The 15,409-nt window shown below is 61.5% G+C and carries 14 protein-coding genes; 7 read left to right on the top strand and 7 right to left on the bottom strand.

All coding sequences use genetic code 11. The features are described from left to right. Positions 1-2 precede the first annotated feature (2 nt). The 3 genes from ABSY17_RS14370 to ABSY17_RS14360 all read left to right on the top strand — a co-directional run bounded on the left by ABSY17_RS14370 (position 3) and on the right by ABSY17_RS14360 (position 2,073). Entirely contained in the window at positions 3-566 is a 564-nt protein-coding gene (locus ABSY17_RS14370) for a GNAT family N-acetyltransferase (RefSeq protein WP_378952688.1), read from the top strand. Positions 567-695: 129 nt separating this feature from the next. Then, on the top strand, positions 696-1,520 hold the full coding sequence (gene dapB, locus ABSY17_RS14365; RefSeq protein WP_378951860.1) for a 4-hydroxy-tetrahydrodipicolinate reductase: 825 nt from the start codon (positions 696-698) through the stop codon (positions 1,518-1,520). Between the two features lie 67 nt (positions 1,521-1,587). Further along, the gene (locus ABSY17_RS14360) at positions 1,588-2,073 is read left to right on the top strand and encodes a DUF1203 domain-containing protein (protein WP_378951858.1); all 486 of its coding nucleotides are present in this window, start codon (positions 1,588-1,590) and stop codon (positions 2,071-2,073) included. A gap of 78 nt (positions 2,074-2,151) precedes the next feature. On the opposite strand, the gene ABSY17_RS14355 is transcribed toward ABSY17_RS14360, so the two are convergent. Together ABSY17_RS14355 and ald are read right to left on the bottom strand one after the other, a co-directional pair. Then, the gene (locus ABSY17_RS14355) at positions 2,152-3,462 is read right to left on the bottom strand and encodes an outer membrane protein (protein ID WP_378951856.1); all 1,311 of its coding nucleotides are present in this window, start codon (positions 3,460-3,462) and stop codon (positions 2,152-2,154) included. 184 nt (positions 3,463-3,646) lie between these two features. Next, complete coding sequence (ald, locus tag ABSY17_RS14350; RefSeq protein ID WP_378951854.1) at positions 3,647-4,762, bottom strand: alanine dehydrogenase; 1,116 nt, start codon at positions 4,760-4,762, stop codon at positions 3,647-3,649. Between the two features lie 154 nt (positions 4,763-4,916). On the opposite strand from ald, the gene ABSY17_RS14345 reads away from it, so the two are divergent. Beyond that, on the top strand, positions 4,917-5,390 hold the full coding sequence (locus tag ABSY17_RS14345) for an Lrp/AsnC family transcriptional regulator (RefSeq protein ID WP_378951852.1): 474 nt from the start codon (positions 4,917-4,919) through the stop codon (positions 5,388-5,390). An 18-nt stretch (positions 5,391-5,408) separates the two neighbouring features. Here ABSY17_RS14345 and ABSY17_RS14340 read toward each other — a convergent pair whose 3' ends face one another. Next, a complete protein-coding gene (locus ABSY17_RS14340) occupies positions 5,409-6,071 on the bottom strand; it encodes a 5-formyltetrahydrofolate cyclo-ligase (protein ID WP_378951850.1) in 663 nt (220 codons plus the stop codon). Between the two features lie 239 nt (positions 6,072-6,310). Between ABSY17_RS14340 and ABSY17_RS14335 the strand changes: the two genes are divergently transcribed. Then, on the top strand, positions 6,311-8,287 hold the full coding sequence (locus tag ABSY17_RS14335) for a bifunctional 2',3'-cyclic-nucleotide 2'-phosphodiesterase/3'-nucleotidase (protein ID WP_378951847.1): 1,977 nt from the start codon (positions 6,311-6,313) through the stop codon (positions 8,285-8,287). A 70-nt stretch (positions 8,288-8,357) separates the two neighbouring features. Here ABSY17_RS14335 and ABSY17_RS14330 read toward each other — a convergent pair whose 3' ends face one another. Beyond that, entirely contained in the window at positions 8,358-9,338 is a 981-nt protein-coding gene (locus ABSY17_RS14330) for a glycerophosphodiester phosphodiesterase family protein (protein WP_378952685.1), read from the bottom strand. A gap of 140 nt (positions 9,339-9,478) precedes the next feature. Further along, a complete protein-coding gene (locus tag ABSY17_RS14325) occupies positions 9,479-10,735 on the bottom strand; it encodes a class I SAM-dependent methyltransferase (protein ID WP_378951844.1) in 1,257 nt (418 codons plus the stop codon). A 376-nt stretch (positions 10,736-11,111) separates the two neighbouring features. Between ABSY17_RS14325 and ABSY17_RS14320 the strand changes: the two genes are divergently transcribed. Together ABSY17_RS14320 and ABSY17_RS14315 are read left to right on the top strand one after the other, a co-directional pair. After that, a complete protein-coding gene (locus ABSY17_RS14320; RefSeq protein ID WP_378951841.1) occupies positions 11,112-11,240 on the top strand; it encodes a hypothetical protein in 129 nt (42 codons plus the stop codon). 111 nt (positions 11,241-11,351) lie between these two features. Beyond that, positions 11,352-11,642, top strand: a complete 291-nt coding sequence (locus ABSY17_RS14315) for a Dabb family protein (RefSeq protein ID WP_378951838.1) — start codon at positions 11,352-11,354, stop codon at positions 11,640-11,642. Between the two features lie 150 nt (positions 11,643-11,792). Here the strand turns inward: ABSY17_RS14315 and ABSY17_RS14310 are convergent, their stop codons facing one another. Together ABSY17_RS14310 and ABSY17_RS14305 are read right to left on the bottom strand one after the other, a co-directional pair. Continuing rightward, the gene (locus ABSY17_RS14310) at positions 11,793-12,233 is read right to left on the bottom strand and encodes a MucR family transcriptional regulator (RefSeq protein WP_378951835.1); all 441 of its coding nucleotides are present in this window, start codon (positions 12,231-12,233) and stop codon (positions 11,793-11,795) included. 167 nt (positions 12,234-12,400) lie between these two features. Next, the gene (locus ABSY17_RS14305; protein ID WP_378951832.1) at positions 12,401-15,286 is read right to left on the bottom strand and encodes an Rne/Rng family ribonuclease; all 2,886 of its coding nucleotides are present in this window, start codon (positions 15,284-15,286) and stop codon (positions 12,401-12,403) included. Positions 15,287-15,409: the final 123 nt, after the last annotated feature.

The following is a 15,409-nucleotide window of genomic DNA, read 5'->3' as shown; positions in this document are numbered from 1 at the left end:
ACATGGCCGTCGAGCGCAGCGAGATCATACCGGTCACGGTGACCTTCCTGGAGATGCATACTCCGCCGGCCTATGCGCCGCCATTGCCGATGAATCGCCAGATCGCGCTTCTCAAGACGCGCGAAATACCGCTGCATTTCTACCGCTATCTCGCTGATCGAGTCGGCCGCAAATGGCACTGGGTCAACATCCTGCGGCTGGACGACGAGGAACTGGCTGCCGGGCTTCATCGCGAAGACCGCGACATTCGGGTTCTCTATCTGGACGGCGCGCCGGCGGGATTCTTCGACCTCAAGACTAATTTGCCCGACGAGGTGGAGCTCGCCTATTTCGGCATGATGGAACACGCAACCGGGCAGGGCATCGGCCGCTGGTTCCTCGGCGCAGCGATTTCGGCGGCATGGTCCTACAAGCCGCACAAGGTGACCGTACAAACCTGTACGCTCGACCATCCGGCAGCGCTCTCGCTCTACCAAAAGATGGGCTTTTCGCCCGTTGCGCAGACGACCGAGAATGTCAGGACAATGACCTTCGCCGAACGTTCGGCGAGCGTGATGCGGCCCTGACTGCGCACTGCCTCGGCAGAAGCGTTTATCATCGCTCCGCGAATCCAAAAACGGCCCGGCTTGCAAGAGCCGGGCTTTATTCGTATTGTTTGCCGTGGTATACAGTATACCAAGATGGAGGGGCAGACGATGACGATACGGGTAGTGATGGCCGGTGCCTCCGGCTGGGTCGGCAAGGCACTCATTCCCAGCATATTGGCTCAGGGCGACATGCAGCTTGCAGGTGCCGTGGCGCGCAGGGCCGCGGGCCAGGATGCCGGCGCAGCCACCGGCGGTCAGCCGATCGGTCTGAGCATCAGCGCCACGCTGGCAGAGGCGCTCAAAGCTGCGCCGTCGGATGTCGTCGTCGACTACACCAAGCCGGTGGCGGTAAGAGATCATGTCATGCTGGCGATCTCGCAAGGCCGCCATGTCGTGATCGGCACGTCAGGCCTGGGCGTGGCGGACTACCGCGAGATCAATGCCGCGGCACGGGCCAATGGCGTCGGCGTAGTGGCCGCGGGCAACTATTCGATCACGGCAACGCTGATGAAGAAGTTCGCCCTCATGGCGGCGCAATATGTGCCTGACGTTGAAATCATCGACTATGCCAGCGCAAGGAAACCCGACGCGCCTTCCGGCACCGCGTTGGAACTGGCCGAGACGCTTTCCGAAATCCGCGGTGCGCCGAGCGCCTTGCCGACCTCCGAAGTCTATGGCCACCCGGAAGCGCGCGGCGCGATGCTGGGCGAGGGCACCGCGGTGCAGGTGCATTCGCTGCGCCTGCCGTCCTACCAGTTGTCTTGCGAGGCCGTGTTTGGTCTTCCGGAGGAGCGGCTGACGATCCGGCACGACGCTGGCACCTCCGCCGTGCCCTATGTCGCGGGGACGCTGCTGGCTATCCGGCGTGTGCGTGAATTCACCGGGCTGGTGAGGGTTCTCGACGCGCTGATGGATGAGACGCTGTCGGTGTAGCAAATCGGGTGGGCGCGGCCCGGATCGCACCATAGCTTGCGGCAATCGATCAACAAGGATTGCCGCAATGACCATTCGCTTCCAGGCACTTCCCACCGACGCGGTGAGGGCGCTCCAGAACGGCGCGCCGGATGCCTATGGCATGACGCCGGAACGCAAGATCTCTGACGGGGATGGCGTGCCTTGCCGTCATTGCCTGCGCAATGTGGATGCAGGCGAGCCCTATCTCGTCCTCGCCTACCGTCCGTTTCCGGAACTGCAGCCCTATGCCGAGTCCGGGCCGATCTTTCTCCACGCCGAGGAATGCGCGCGTGCGGCGGAAACGGCAGAACTGCCGGAACTGTTTGCTCGCACGCGCGACTACATCCTGCGCGGCTACAGCACGGACGACCGTATCGTCTACGGCACGGGTGCCGTGACGCCCACGCCCGAAATTGTCGCAAAGGCCTGCGAACTGCTGCAGCGTCCTGACGTCGCCTACGTCCACATGCGCTCGGCCAGGAACAATTGCTATCAGTGCCGCATCGAACGCGACGAGCCGCTAGGAGCCTGAGGGCGAGAATCGCTCGCCAAATGAAAAAGCCCGCCGCATCGCTGCGGCGGGCTTTTTTCTTCAAAAGGCGGGTATCGCTCAGTTGAACTTGTACTTGGCGCCGGCGCGAACGCTGTGGAAGGACGGCGTCGTCTCCCAGGAACCGTCGAACAGTGCTTCGCTCTGGTAGCGCGAGTAGCGGTATTCGAGATTGACGGCCACATTGTTGGTGACAGCAGTTTCGAGACCGCCACCGATCGAAAAACCGCTGGAGCTCCAGTCAATCTTGTCTACTGGGAAGCTCATGGCGTCGAGGCCTTCGGCCGTGAAATGCTGCCAGCTATAGCCGCCAAGCACATAGGCAAGCGTCGATTCGTTCAGTTTGGCGCCGACGCGTGCCACGACATCGAAGCCATAGTCGGTCTTTCCATCCACAGAGTCACCGCCCATTGCCATCATTTGAGTGGTCAAGCCGGAGTAACGCCCGTCGACCTGCAGGCCCGCAACCCAGATGCCGTTGAATTCCCGGTCGTAGCCGACACTCAGTTCCCCATATGCACCTTGGCCGCCGATGCCATCCAACGCGCCGCCATCGATTTCGTCGATCTTTGCAACCGCGCCGAGTGCGCCGCCGACGTAAAAGCCTGTCCAGCTATAGGCAGGCGCGGCGAAAGAGGCGCCGCCCCCGTTCTGGGCGCCGAAGCGGTAGTTGGCGCCAACATGGAACGTATGCGTCGACGGCTCGAACTTGAGGGCTGGCCCCGCACCACCACCGCCCAAATCTTCGATAGCGACGTTGTTGCCGTAATTGGCATAGCGATATTCGGACTTGAGGGTCCAATTCCCGCTAATGGCGGTTTCCAGGCCGACGCCAAGCACGTAGCCGTCACGATCCTTCTTCATCAGTATGGCACCTGGCACATCGAGTTCGATACGCTGCCAAGTGTACCCGCCAAGGACGTAGCCCAGCGTGTTGGGGGTCAGCAGATAGCCAGCACGCGCCGCAACATCAAAGCCGTATTTGTTTTTGAGGGACAAGTCGCCAAAGGAAAAAGCAATGTTGCCGACATGTGCGTCTATGAAGCCGCCGAGCAGTACCCGTTCCGACACCATATGGTCGTAGCCGGCCGTCACCTCAGCAAAGACGCCGTCGCCGCCAAAGTCCGGCAAGCCTGCGCTATCAACTCCGTCGGTGATCTCCGTTTTACGCTCCACGGCCCCAACGCCGCCGCCGAAGCCGACATAGAGGCCGCTCCAGTTGAAGCCAGACGCGACTGGCGCTTCTGCCGTCACCGCATCGGCCGCTTGAGAGGCATTTGCCATGGCAAAGGTCGAAGTCGTGGCAAGCAAGACGGCTGCGAAAATCTTGGGAAAATTCATATTCAGTACCCTGCGTTCAATACGCAGCACTTGTGGCATGACTCCCGGTTATTTGATGTGGTTAATCTGCCACAGTGTTGGTTATTCAATCTACTTCGCTGGCGGCACTACACTGTTCGAAAGATGTTAGAATGAGTGCAGAAATTCTGCTTCTGCACGAAAAATGCCCGCCGCGGCGACGCGGCGGATTGTACGGACTGGTGGCAGAACAGGTTCAAGCCGCCAGCGCAGCCTTGGCTTCGGTCATCTCGTAGCCGAGCGATTCGGCCACCGCGCGGTTGGTGATCCGCCCGCGATGGACATTGAGCCCGTTGCGCAGGTGCGGCTCGTCGGCCAGCGCCTTGAGGCCGCGGTCGGCCAGGGCGAGCCCGTAGTGCAGCGTGGCGTTGTTGAGCGCATGCGCTGATGTCACCGGCACCGCACCCGGCATATTGGCGACGCAATAGTGGATGATGCCGTCGACCTCGTAGGTCGGATCGGCGTGAGTGGTCGCATGCGAGGTCTCGAAGCAGCCGCCCTGGTCGATGGCGACGTCGACCAGCACGGATCCCTTCTTCATGCCGGTCAGCATTTCGCGGCTGACCAGCTTGGGTGCGGCGGCGCCTGGAATGAGCACCGCACCGATGACGAGATCGGCCGAAAAACACTCTTCCTCCAGCGCCTCGACCGTCGAATAGCGCGTATGCACGCGACCGCCGAAGAGGTCGTCGAGCTGGCGCAGGCGCGGGATCGAGCGGTCGATGATGCTGACGTCGGCACCGAGGCCAACGGCCATGCGGGCCGCGTGCAGGCCGACCACGCCACCTCCGATGACCGCGACCTTGCCGGGCAACACACCCGGCACGCCGCCGAGTAGAACGCCGCGGCCGCCATTGGCCTTCTGCAGTGCTGTGGCGCCGGCCTGGATCGAAAGGCGGCCGGCGACCTCGGACATCGGCGCCAGCAGCGGCAGGCCACCGCGCTCGTCGGTCACCGTCTCATAGGCCACAGCAGTGACGCCGGATGCCAGCAGGCCCTTGGTCTGCTCGGGATCGGGCGCGAGATGGAGGTAGGTGTAGAGGATCTGGCCTTCATGCAACTGCAACCATTCGTGCGGCTGCGGTTCCTTGACCTTGACGATCATGTCGGAGCGGGCAAAGACCTCTTCGGCGGTCCTCGCGATATGGGCGCCGGCGGCGCGGTAGGTGTTGTCGTCGGCGCCTATGCCCGCGCCCGCGCCGGTCTCCACCAGGACCTCGTGGCCATGGGCGACATATTCGCGGACGGAGCCCGGTGTCAGGCCGACGCGATATTCATTGTTCTTGATTTCCTTCGGGCATCCTACGCGCATGTTCTGCTCCTCCGTGGCCATTCTGGCCATCGTTCCCTGAGCACGAAGTCAATCACGAAACGATTCGAATATGTTTGCGAAATGGGTTGTGCAGAGGGGGCCTGTTCAACTATTTTTGCAAGCTTGGGGTGCATTGTCGAAGGAAATTCGAAGAATGCCGATGGACAGGATCGATATCGCCATACTCGATGCGCTGCAGAAGGATGGGCGCATGCCCAATGCAGCACTGGCCGAAAAGGTCGGCCTGTCGCAATCCGCCTGTTCCCGCCGGCTCGACAGTCTCGAGAAATCGGGCGTCATCGCCGGATATCACGCTCGCCTTTCCAATGTTGCGCTCGGTCACCAGATGACTGTCATCGTGCACATTTCGCTGTCGGGACAGTTCGAAAGGACGCTGTCGGACTTCGAGGTCGCGGTGAAGCGCTGCCCCAACATCCTGTCATGCCATCTGATGTCGGGCGAATACGACTATATCCTGCGCATCGCTGCGCGCGACCTGCCGGACTATGAGCGCATTCACAAGGAATGGCTGTCGGCGATGCCGCATGTGACCAAGATCAACTCGTCCTTCGCCCTGCGCGAGATTGTCGACCGTACCGCCATGGGCATGCGGCCGGAATTGGCTTGAGCGGCAAGCATTCCGATATCAGTTGATAACACCGGCCTCGGTCACGATCCTGTCCATCGGGATGTCGTGCGGCTGCGGATAGATCGTCGGAATGCGCGCAACCTCATAGCCCACGCCAATGACCAGGGCCCTGCGCGGCAATGCTGCCAGGGTGCGGTCGAAGAAGCCGCCGCCATAGCCAAGCCGGTAACCTTGGGCTTCGAATCCGACCAATGGTGCAATGACGATGTCGGGGATTACCTCGGGCCCTGCGGCCGGGATGGGGATGTTCCAGACGCCGCGTTCGAGCTTGTCACCAGGCGCATAGGCCCGGAAGATCAGCGGGCGGCCCAATTCGATTGCGATCGGCAGCGCGGTCTTGCCGCCACGGGCATTCACTGAAGCCAACCATGACCTGAGGTCCGGCTCGCCGCGGAACGGCCAGTAGAGGCTGACCATTTTGCCGTGCATATCGCCTATGATCTGGTCGAGGCCCGCAGCGATCAATCCCGCCATTGCCGCGCGGGCATCGGCCGAAATCTCCAGCCGCCCTTCGATGAGCCTTGCGCGTTCGGCCTTGCGCCAGCGTCGGACCTCGGGCCATTCCGGCGCGGGCATCGCGCGAAATTCCGGGTCGAGTTCATGCATGAAGCAGGGAGGGGAGGCGTATTGCGCCGGCCCCTCATCGTCGAGATCGCCCATGTCGCACCTCGTCATGTCTTCAGACCGCGATAAACCTAGGCTGCAACGGGCGGCGAGCTTTGTCCATCGGCGACACCAGCGCGCCAGAATTGGTCGCAAATTTTCTGGACCAATGCATTCCCCACAGCTTGTCGCGCGGTTGTCACGCGACTCGGGCTGGACTCGCACGCAATTTGGCGCAAGATTTGATCTTTGGGACGCCGGATAAATACTGTCAGTTCTTTTCGCGGAGAATGGAAATGTCCAGCATGCTTCACCCGATAACTCGCCGTTCTTTCCTTGCAGGCTCTGCTGCCGCCAGTGCGCTGGTCATGCTGCATCCGTATTCGGCTCGCGCTCAGGCCAATCAGGCCCATCTGCGCATCATGGAAACGACCGACCTGCACGTCCACGTCTTTCCTTACGACTACTACGCCGACAAGCCGAACGACACGATGGGCGTGGCGCGCACGGCCTCGATCATCGATGCGATCCGTGCCGAGGCGACGAACTCGATCCTGCTCGACAATGGCGATTTTCTCCAGGGCAACCCGATGGGCGATTACATGGCCTATCAGCGCGGCATGAAGGACGGCGATGTTCATCCGGTCATCAAGGCGATGAACACGCTGGGCTATGACTGCTCTACGCTCGGCAACCACGAATTCAACTACGGCCTCGACTATATGTTCAAGGTGCTCAACGGGGCGAATTTCCCGTTCGTTTGCGCAAACCTGACCAAGGGCCAACTCGCCGCCGATGCCACCAAGGACGAGCTGTTCCTGAAACCCTACGTCATCCTCGACAAGAAGGTGAAGGATGGCTCGGGTGCCGAACATCCGATCCGCATCGGCCTCATCGGCTTCGTGCCGCCGCAGGTCATGACCTGGGATTCCCGGCATCTGAACGGCAAGGCAATGACCCGCGACATCGTCAAGACGGCGCAGGCCTGGGTGCCACAGATGAAAGAAGAGGGTGCCGAGATCATCGTGGCGCTGTCGCACTCCGGCATGGGCACGCCGCAGCCCGGCGAGTATCTGGAAAACGCCTCCATCCTGCTTGCCGGCGTTGACGGCATCGACGCCATCGTCACCGGCCACAGCCATCTCGACTTCCCCGGGCCGAAATTCGACGGTGTCGCGGGCGTCGACAACGCCAAGGGCACGATCAACGGCAAGCCGGGCGTGATGGGTGGCTTCTGGGGCTCGCATCTCGGGCTGATCGACCTGCTGCTCGAGCGCGACGGCAATGCCTGGAAGGTCGTAAGTTCGACCAGCGAGGCCCGGCCGATCTCCAAGCGCGTCGACAAGAAGGTGGTGCCAACAGTCGAGAGCAAGGCCGAGGTGGAAGCGGCGGCCAAGGAAGAGCACGAGGCGACGCTGGCATATGTACGCACGCCGGTCGGCAAGACCTCGGCGCCGCTTTATTCCTACTTCGCGCTCGTTGCCGATGATCCGTCGGTCCAGATCGTCAGCCAGGCGCAGATCTGGTACATCAAGGACATGCTGAAGGACACCGAGCACAAGGATCTGCCGGTGCTTTCGGCTGCCGCTCCCTTCAAATCAGGCGGCCGCGGCGGGCCCGATTATTATACCGATGTGCCAGCCGGCGACGTGGCGATCAAGAACGTTGCCGACCTCTATCTCTATCCAAACACCGTCCAGGCGGTCGCCATCACTGGCGCGCAGGTCAAGGAATGGCTGGAGATGTCTGCCGGCATCTTCAATCAGGTCGAGCCGGGCAAGGCCGACCAGGTGCTGATCAATCCGGATTTCCCGTCCTACAATTTCGATGTCATCGACGGCGTGACCTACAAGATCGACTTGTCGCAGCCACCGAAATACGATCCCAAGGGCGCGGTGCTGAATGCGGGTTCAAATCGCATCGTGGACTTGATGTTCGACGACAAACCGATTGATCCAGCAGCGAAATTCGTCGTCGCCACGAACAACTACCGGGCCGGCGGCGGCGGCAACTTCCCCGAGATCAATGCCTCGAAGCTGGTCTTTGAAGCCCCAGACACCAACCGCGACGTGATCGTGCGCTACATCATCGATCAGGGCACCATCAATCCGTCGGCGGATGCCAACTGGTCATTTGCACCGGTCGAAGGCGCCTCGGTGATCTTCGAAACCGGCCCCAAGGCCAAGGATCACATTGCCGAAGTCAAGGCGGTGAAGATCGAAGCGGCGGGCGACGGTGCCGAGGGCTTTGCGAAATACCGCATCACGCTTTGAGAATTGGCAGATCGGGAGGGCGGCTGGAGGGATCCGGCCGCCCTGTCTTTTACGCAAGACCTGGAACTGGTCAGTTGGCTCTGCGTTCGATTGCCGGCATCACCAGATCCAGCGCGTCGGTGGAAATGCCACCCGAATAGCCAGCAGGAAGCGCGTCGATTGTCGCGGGGTCGTCGATCCCGTTCGAAAAACCACCGCCATGATAGGGTCCGAACAGGTAGACATTTGTGCCGACACTTTCCATCCGGTCGAGGAATCGGTTCGGCCAGCCCCACAACCAAGGCGCAATGTTGATTGGCACGCCCAGCGTTGTGCCCCGACAGTCTTCGGGCACATATCCACTCCAGCCGAGCGCTTCGTAGCGCAACAGGCAGCGGGTCAGGGATTTCTTGCTGAGGGTACGCATGTCGGGCAGGGCGGCCTTGATAGCCTGCAACGGCCTGTCGCCGCCAATGACCGTGAGGGCGGCGCGGCGTTCTGGGGGCAGGGCTGAAAGGAAGGCCGCCAGTGGCTCGCCCTCCTTGGTGTCGTTACTTTTGACGTTGATGTGGAAGCGGCGATTGGGGAAGCGATCCATCACCTCGTCGAGCGACGGCATCAGCCCGACGCCCTGACCGCGAAATGGGAACGTCTTGCCGCCATCGGCGGTGTAGCCATAACCGACGTCCAGCTTCTTGAGGTCCGCCATCGAATGGCCGCGGGTTTCGCCGCTGCCTTCGGTGCGGCAACCCACCGTCCAGTCGTGGAAGACCGCGAACTTGCCGTCAGTGGTGGGATGCACGTCGAGTTCAAGCACGTCTGCACCGAGTGCGAAGGCAGCTTCCATCGAGCGAATCGTGTTCTCGAGATAGTCGTGCCGAGGCGGAAGCATGCGCTCGGCGGTGCAGGTATCGCCGGTCAGTCCGGTGCGGTCGTACTCCTGCGCCAATCCCCGATGGGCAAGGACGACCGGCTTGCCGTCCGGTCGGTTGGAAAGCAACGAAGTGTTGTTGAGGTAAACTGCTCCAGAAAGGGCGAGCATCGAGAGAAGAAAAATTCTCCGTTTGCGCATATCTTGATTCGCTCCAACGAAATTGCGCGGGCCAAGAATAGCAACGATATGGCTTTTCGGCGGCACAAAGCGAACCAAAATGCGATGTATTTGTCCGGTCTTAAGTCGCCGGGCGGCTGACAACATTGGGTATCAGGGGGTCACGCCTTGTACACCACTTGCCTGACGTCGATGTATTCGGCCCGAAATCCGGCTTCGCAATAGTGGAGATAGAACTCCCAGAGCTTCTTGAAGCGTTCGTCGAAACCCAGTGGCACGATGCGCTCCCATGACGACCAGAAGCGGGTGCGCCATTCGGCGAGCGTCCGGGCGTAGTCCTGCGGGAAGACGCGTTCGCGCAGATAGTCGAGCCCGTGGTCGGCGCCCAGTGACTTGAGCAGCGTCGGCGTCGGCAGCATGCCGCCGGGAAAGACGTAGCGCTGGATGAAATCCGGCCGCTTGCGATAGAGCGGGTAGGCCGCCTCGTTGATGGTGATGATCTGCAGGCCCGCGGTGCCGCCCGAAGGCAGGCATTGCTTCATCTTGGCAAAAAATGCCGGCCAGTATTTTTCGCCCACCGCCTCGAACATCTCGATCGAGGCGATCCGGTCGTACTTTCCGGTCTCGTCGCGGTAATCCTGCAGCTTGAACTCGACCTTGTCGGCGAGGCCGGCGTCGTGGATGCGCTTCTGCGCGAAATCGAGCTGTTCGCGGCTGATCGTCAACCCCGTCACCTTGCAACCGACCTCGCGCGCTGCGAATTCGGCGAATCCACCCCAGCCGCAACCGATTTCCAGGACATGATCGTTGGGGCCGATGCCGGTATCGCGCGCCAATGCGCGGTACTTCTCTGTCTGCGCGCCGGCGAGGTCATTGGCGCCAGTTGCGTAGAGCCCTGACGAGTAGGTCATGCTCGGATCGAGCCAGTGGCGGTAGAAGCTGTTGCCGAGGTCGTAATGGGCGGAAATGTTGCGCTTCGAGCCGGTGCGGGTGTTGTCGTTGAGCCAGTGGCGAATGCGCTGGATTGTCGTCAGCAGCCAGTTGGCACCGCTGGCCACCTTTTCGCCCGCTTCCGTATTGATCACGAACAGCTCGAGGAAACTCGTGACGTCAGGGCTTTCCCAGTCGCCGTCCATGTAGGATTCGGCGAGCCCGATGGTGCCGCCACTGAAGGCCCGGCTCGGCAGGTTCCAGTTGTGAAGCACGATCTCCGCCTCGGGCCCCGGCGCCTTGCCGCCCACAAGCACGCTGCGCCCGTCCGGCATCTTGACCATGAGCGAGCCGCGCGGCAGGTGCAGCGCGACCGATAGCGCCATGCGCACGCGGGCAGGGAGGCCGTGTGCGATGTCCGCGATATTGCCCTCATGGAGCCGGGTAACCTCGTAGTCAGATGATCCGTGTGCACTTTCCAGGGCCATGCCGTCGTCCCAAGCTCTGCAGCCCGACGCGGCGTTGTCGAGCTCGTTCCTCGAAGCGAGTTCGCCGGTTTCTGAAGCCTGGTCCAAGACGCGCCGCCGGCCGCGCCTTGGATCGGTACGTGATGGACTTGGCCATGGCTTGCCAAGACTTCCATCCACCACGGTGAAACCGCGAGGTGATCTTCTCCGGCAAATTTGCGAACTTCAAGAGACATCTGTCACGCGCCGATGTGCCAGGACGACTGTTGCACTTCTGACCCGTGGCAATTCGGCGGCTATGAGGGACGAGAAGTTAGCGACTACTAATGGTTCACAACGAGGCCCGCGCGCACTACCATGCTTTCAAGGTTGTGGTGCTCAGAGGAGGGAACGGGCGATGCGTTACGTTGTCGTGGTCATGTGCTTTACCTTGTTCCTCATCTGGGATGTTCTCTACAACGAGGGCAAGGCGATCGCTTCGACGGTGAGAGAAGTCCATCGGGTCGTCCGGATGGTCACCGGTTGAGGGCAGGGCATGTCTTTGACATGAGAATCGCAGCGCTGGCTTTTGCCGGATTGACGCGGGTGAAAAGCCGACCCAAAAGGCGCGAGCAAAGGCAGCAGAAGGAATCGCGGCTTGATCCGGCACATCGTATTCTTCAGTGCGCGGCGGCAAGAGGACGTCGAGTTGATCCGCGAAGAGCTCTCGGCCCTCGGCAGGATTCCGCATTCAACGGTCTTCGAAGTGACGGTCAACACCAAGGTTGACCCGCTCTGCGACGCGATCGACATCGTCGTCTATGGCGAGTTCACCGACCAGGCTGCGCTGGCTGCCTACAAGGCCCATCCGCTCTATAACCAGACGACTTTGCGCGTCCGTCCGATGCGGGAACTGCGCTATTCCGCGGATGTGGTTGCTGCGGAATAGCGGCTGCGCATCGGTTGGAGCGTTGTGCGTCCGAATGGACGCACAAAGGACGCTCCAAGTCCTTGAAACTGCGCATCGTGCTTGCCGAAAATCGAGTGCGATTTTCGGGCTGATGCGCTAGCCGAAGCGCATGTAAGCGAGTGGCTGATTTCAGGCTTTCTTGGCGCGGCCGCGGGCCTTGACCGGCGTAGCGGCGGCCTTCCTGCCCAGACCAAGACTCCTGGCAAGTTCCGAACGGGCTGCGGCGTAGTTCGGCGCGACCATCGGATAGTCGATCGGTAGGCCCCACTTGGCGCGATATTCCTCGGGCGTCAGTCCGAAATGGACCGAGAGGTGGCGCTTCAGCGATTTAAACTTCTTGCCGTCTTCAAGGCAGATGAGGTAGTCGGGGTGGATCGACCGCTTCGGGTTCACCGCAGGTTGGGGTGCCTCTACTGGAGCCTCGACGGTCTGGCCAAGAGAAACGATCGCGCTGTTGACGCTGGCGATCAATTCCGGCAGCCCAGCGGCCGGTACCTGGTTATTCTCGACATAGGCACTGACAATATGTGCGGTCAGTCCCAATATGTCGATCTTGCTATCTTTCGTCATCCGATATGTCTCCGGGCAGTATACAGCAAAATATGAGTCTAGTTGCTATCTGCGCCGTATATCGGTGCAAAGCGCCCTCGACGGCAAGCGAAATAATCTGAAATTATTCTGAAATTATATATACCCCGGCCAGCTAAATGCTGACCGGGGTCTTGTATATTAGCGGATTAGAAGAAGCCTTTGCGCTGCCACCAGCCGCCCTTCTTGGGCTTGGCTTCAGCGGATGCATCCGCCTCGGACTCGACGACGGATGTGACGACAGGCTCTGCGGGAACCGTAGGCTCCGCCGCTTCAGCGACAACCGCAGGTTCTGTCACAGCTTCAGGCTCCTCGGCGACCGCCGTTTCCTCGACCGGCGCGGCAGCTGCCTTGCGGCGTGGCGCACGCGGCTTTGCGGCCTTCTTCTCGGGCTTGGGCTCGCCATCGGATGCCACGGCGTCGCTTGCTGCCTCCGCAACCGGCGCTTCGGCCTGCGCATCAGCGGCTTTCTTGGCCTTGGTCGTGCGGCGCGGCTTCTTGGGCTTTGCCTCTGCTGTCGTCTTCGGTTCAGCCACCACTTCTGGCTCTGCCGCAGCTTCTTCCGCAACGGCCGCTGTCTCGACCGTCGACACTTCGGATGCCTCGTCAGTGGCCACGGCTACTGCGCCCTCAGCAGCAGCCAGATCCTCAACCTCTGAAAGCTCGCCATCTTCCTTGCGATTGCGCTTGCCGCCGCGCTTGCCGCGCCGACGCTTCTTGGCCGCAGCTTCAGCCTCGGCTTCCGATTCGGTGGTGTCGCTTGCGACTGCTTCGCCGGATGCCTCGGCCGCGATTTCCGCTTCACCTTCCTCGGCTTCGTCCGCATCAGCGGCTACGGCTGCGCCTTCAACCGCTTCCCCATGCGCGCGATCGCGGCCGCCGCGCCGACGACGGCGTTTGCGACGCTTGCGGTCCTGCTGCTGGCCGTCGCCTCCTTCGGCCGAAGCCTGCTGCGGCTGGGCGGGCTGCGCCTCGGCCGCGACAACTTCTTCTTCCTCTTCGATGACGATTTCTTCCTCGACCTCTTCCGGCTCCTCATAGGCCGGAGCCTGGACGGGGAGGGCGAAGTTGGCGGGCTTCTCGGCGATCGCGCCCCGGAATATCGCGTAGTTCTGGGAACCGACGCTGTCGTCTGCCTCGAGCGTGATCGTCACGCCGAAGCGGCTTTCGAGTTCGACCAGCGTGGAGCGCTTGTGGTTGAGCACATAGAGTGCCGTCGCCATCGGCGTCTTGACCGTGATGTGGCTGCGCGAGTCCTTGAGCAGGAACTCTTCGATGGCGCGAACCACCTGCAAGGCAATCGAGGAGTCCGAACGCACATGGCCGGTTCCGCCGCAATGCGGGCAGGGCTTCATGGTCGATTCGAGAACGCTGGCGCGGATACGCTGGCGCGACATCTCCATCAGGCCGAAGTGTGAGATGCGGCCGACCTGGATGCGGGCGCGGTCGTTCTTCAGGCAGTCCTTGAGCTTCTTTTCGACCGCGCGGTTGTTGCGGTTCTCCTCCATGTCGATGAAGTCGATGACGATCAGTCCGGCAAGGTCGCGAAGCCTGAGCTGACGTGCGACTTCCTCGGCCGCCTCCAGATTGGTGTGGAGTGCGGTCTCCTCGATCGAGTGCTCCTTGGTCGAGCGCCCGGAGTTGACGTCGATCGCAACCAGCGCTTCCGTCTGGTTGATGATGATGTAGCCGCCCGACTTCAACGTGACCTGCGGCTGCAGCATCTTGTCGAGCTGCGCCTCGATGCCGTTGCGGGCAAAGATCGGCGTGCTGTCGCGATAGGGCTGGACCGATTTTGCATGGCTCGGCATGAGCATGCGCATGAAGTCCTTGGCCTCGCGGTAGCCATCCTCGCCGGAGACGAGGATCTCGTCGATTTCCTTGTTGTAGAGATCGCGCACCGATCGTTTGATCAGGCTGCCTTCCTCATAGACCAGCGCGGGCGCCGTCGACTGGAGCGTCAGGCTGCGGACATTCTCCCACAGGCGCATCAGATATTCGTAGTCGCGCTTGATCTCGGCCTTGGTGCGGCTTTCGCCGGCGGTACGCAGGATGACGCCCATGCCCTTCGGCACTTCGAGGTCAGCGACCACCTCCTTGAGGCGCTTGCGATCCTGCGCGTTGGTGATCTTGCGCGAAATGCCGCCGCCGCGTGCCGTGTTGGGCATCAACACCGAATAACGACCGGCCAGCGACAGATAAGTCGTCAGCGCCGCACCCTTGTTGCCGCGTTCTTCCTTGACCACCTGGACCAGCAGGATCTGGCGCCGCTTGATCACTTCCTGGATCTTGTAATGACGGCGAACCGGCTTGCGGCGGTCGCGTGCTTCCTCGAGCGCGTCTTCCGCGCCGACCGACTCGATCTCGTGATCGTCATGATCGCTCGAGTGTACTTCCTCGATGACGCCACCGCTTTCGTTCTCGGTGACGGCCGGTTCGGGGGCCTTCTCGGAAATCACATCGGCATCGGCCGACGCGGCAATCGCGCCCGACTGGCGTTCAGCGGATTCTTCGCCGGAATCGTTGGATGCATGTTCGTCAGCAGGCGCCTGATCGGCGTCTGCGCTAGCCGCGACTGATTCGCCTTCGTCCTCGGAAGAGGGGGCGTTTTCATCATCGCCGGAGGTTTCGGACTTGTTCTCGTCGCCGTTGCGGCCGCGATTCTTTCCGCCACGACGACGGCGACGGCCGCGATTGCGGTCCTGCCGCTCCTCGCCACCTTCTTCGTCGTCTTCCTCGTCCTCGGCCTCTTCGGCTTCGGCGCGTAGAAGCGCCTGCCGGTCGGCAACCGGGATCTGGTAATAGTCGGGATGAATTTCGCTAAAGGCGAGGAAACCGTGCCGGTTTCCGCCGTATTCGACAAAGGCAGCCTGAAGTGACGGTTCGACCCGCGTTACACGGGCGAGGTAGATGTTTCCTTTGAGCTGCTTTTTGTCCTGGGATTCGAAATCGAATTCTTCAATGCGGTTACCGCGTACTACGACAACCCGTGTTTCCTCCGGGTGGGAGGCGTCTATCAGCATCTTGTTGGGCATTATATTGTGTCCTCCCGGCGACCGTCAGCCGCGGCCTGCGGGAACTCGTCCGCCGCCGTGAGTGTGCTGAAAAAGGGGTGCCGGATAATTTTGCGTCCACGGGTCGCTGCCCAAGCGCCATGG

It is taken from the genome of Mesorhizobium sp. ANAO-SY3R2 (genome assembly GCF_042466635.1).
In the GTDB taxonomy this organism is placed as follows: Bacteria; Pseudomonadota; Alphaproteobacteria; order Rhizobiales; family Rhizobiaceae; genus Aminobacter.
The sequence above is the reverse complement of the archived record's forward strand: the minus strand, read 5'-3'. Positions and strand labels throughout refer to the sequence as shown.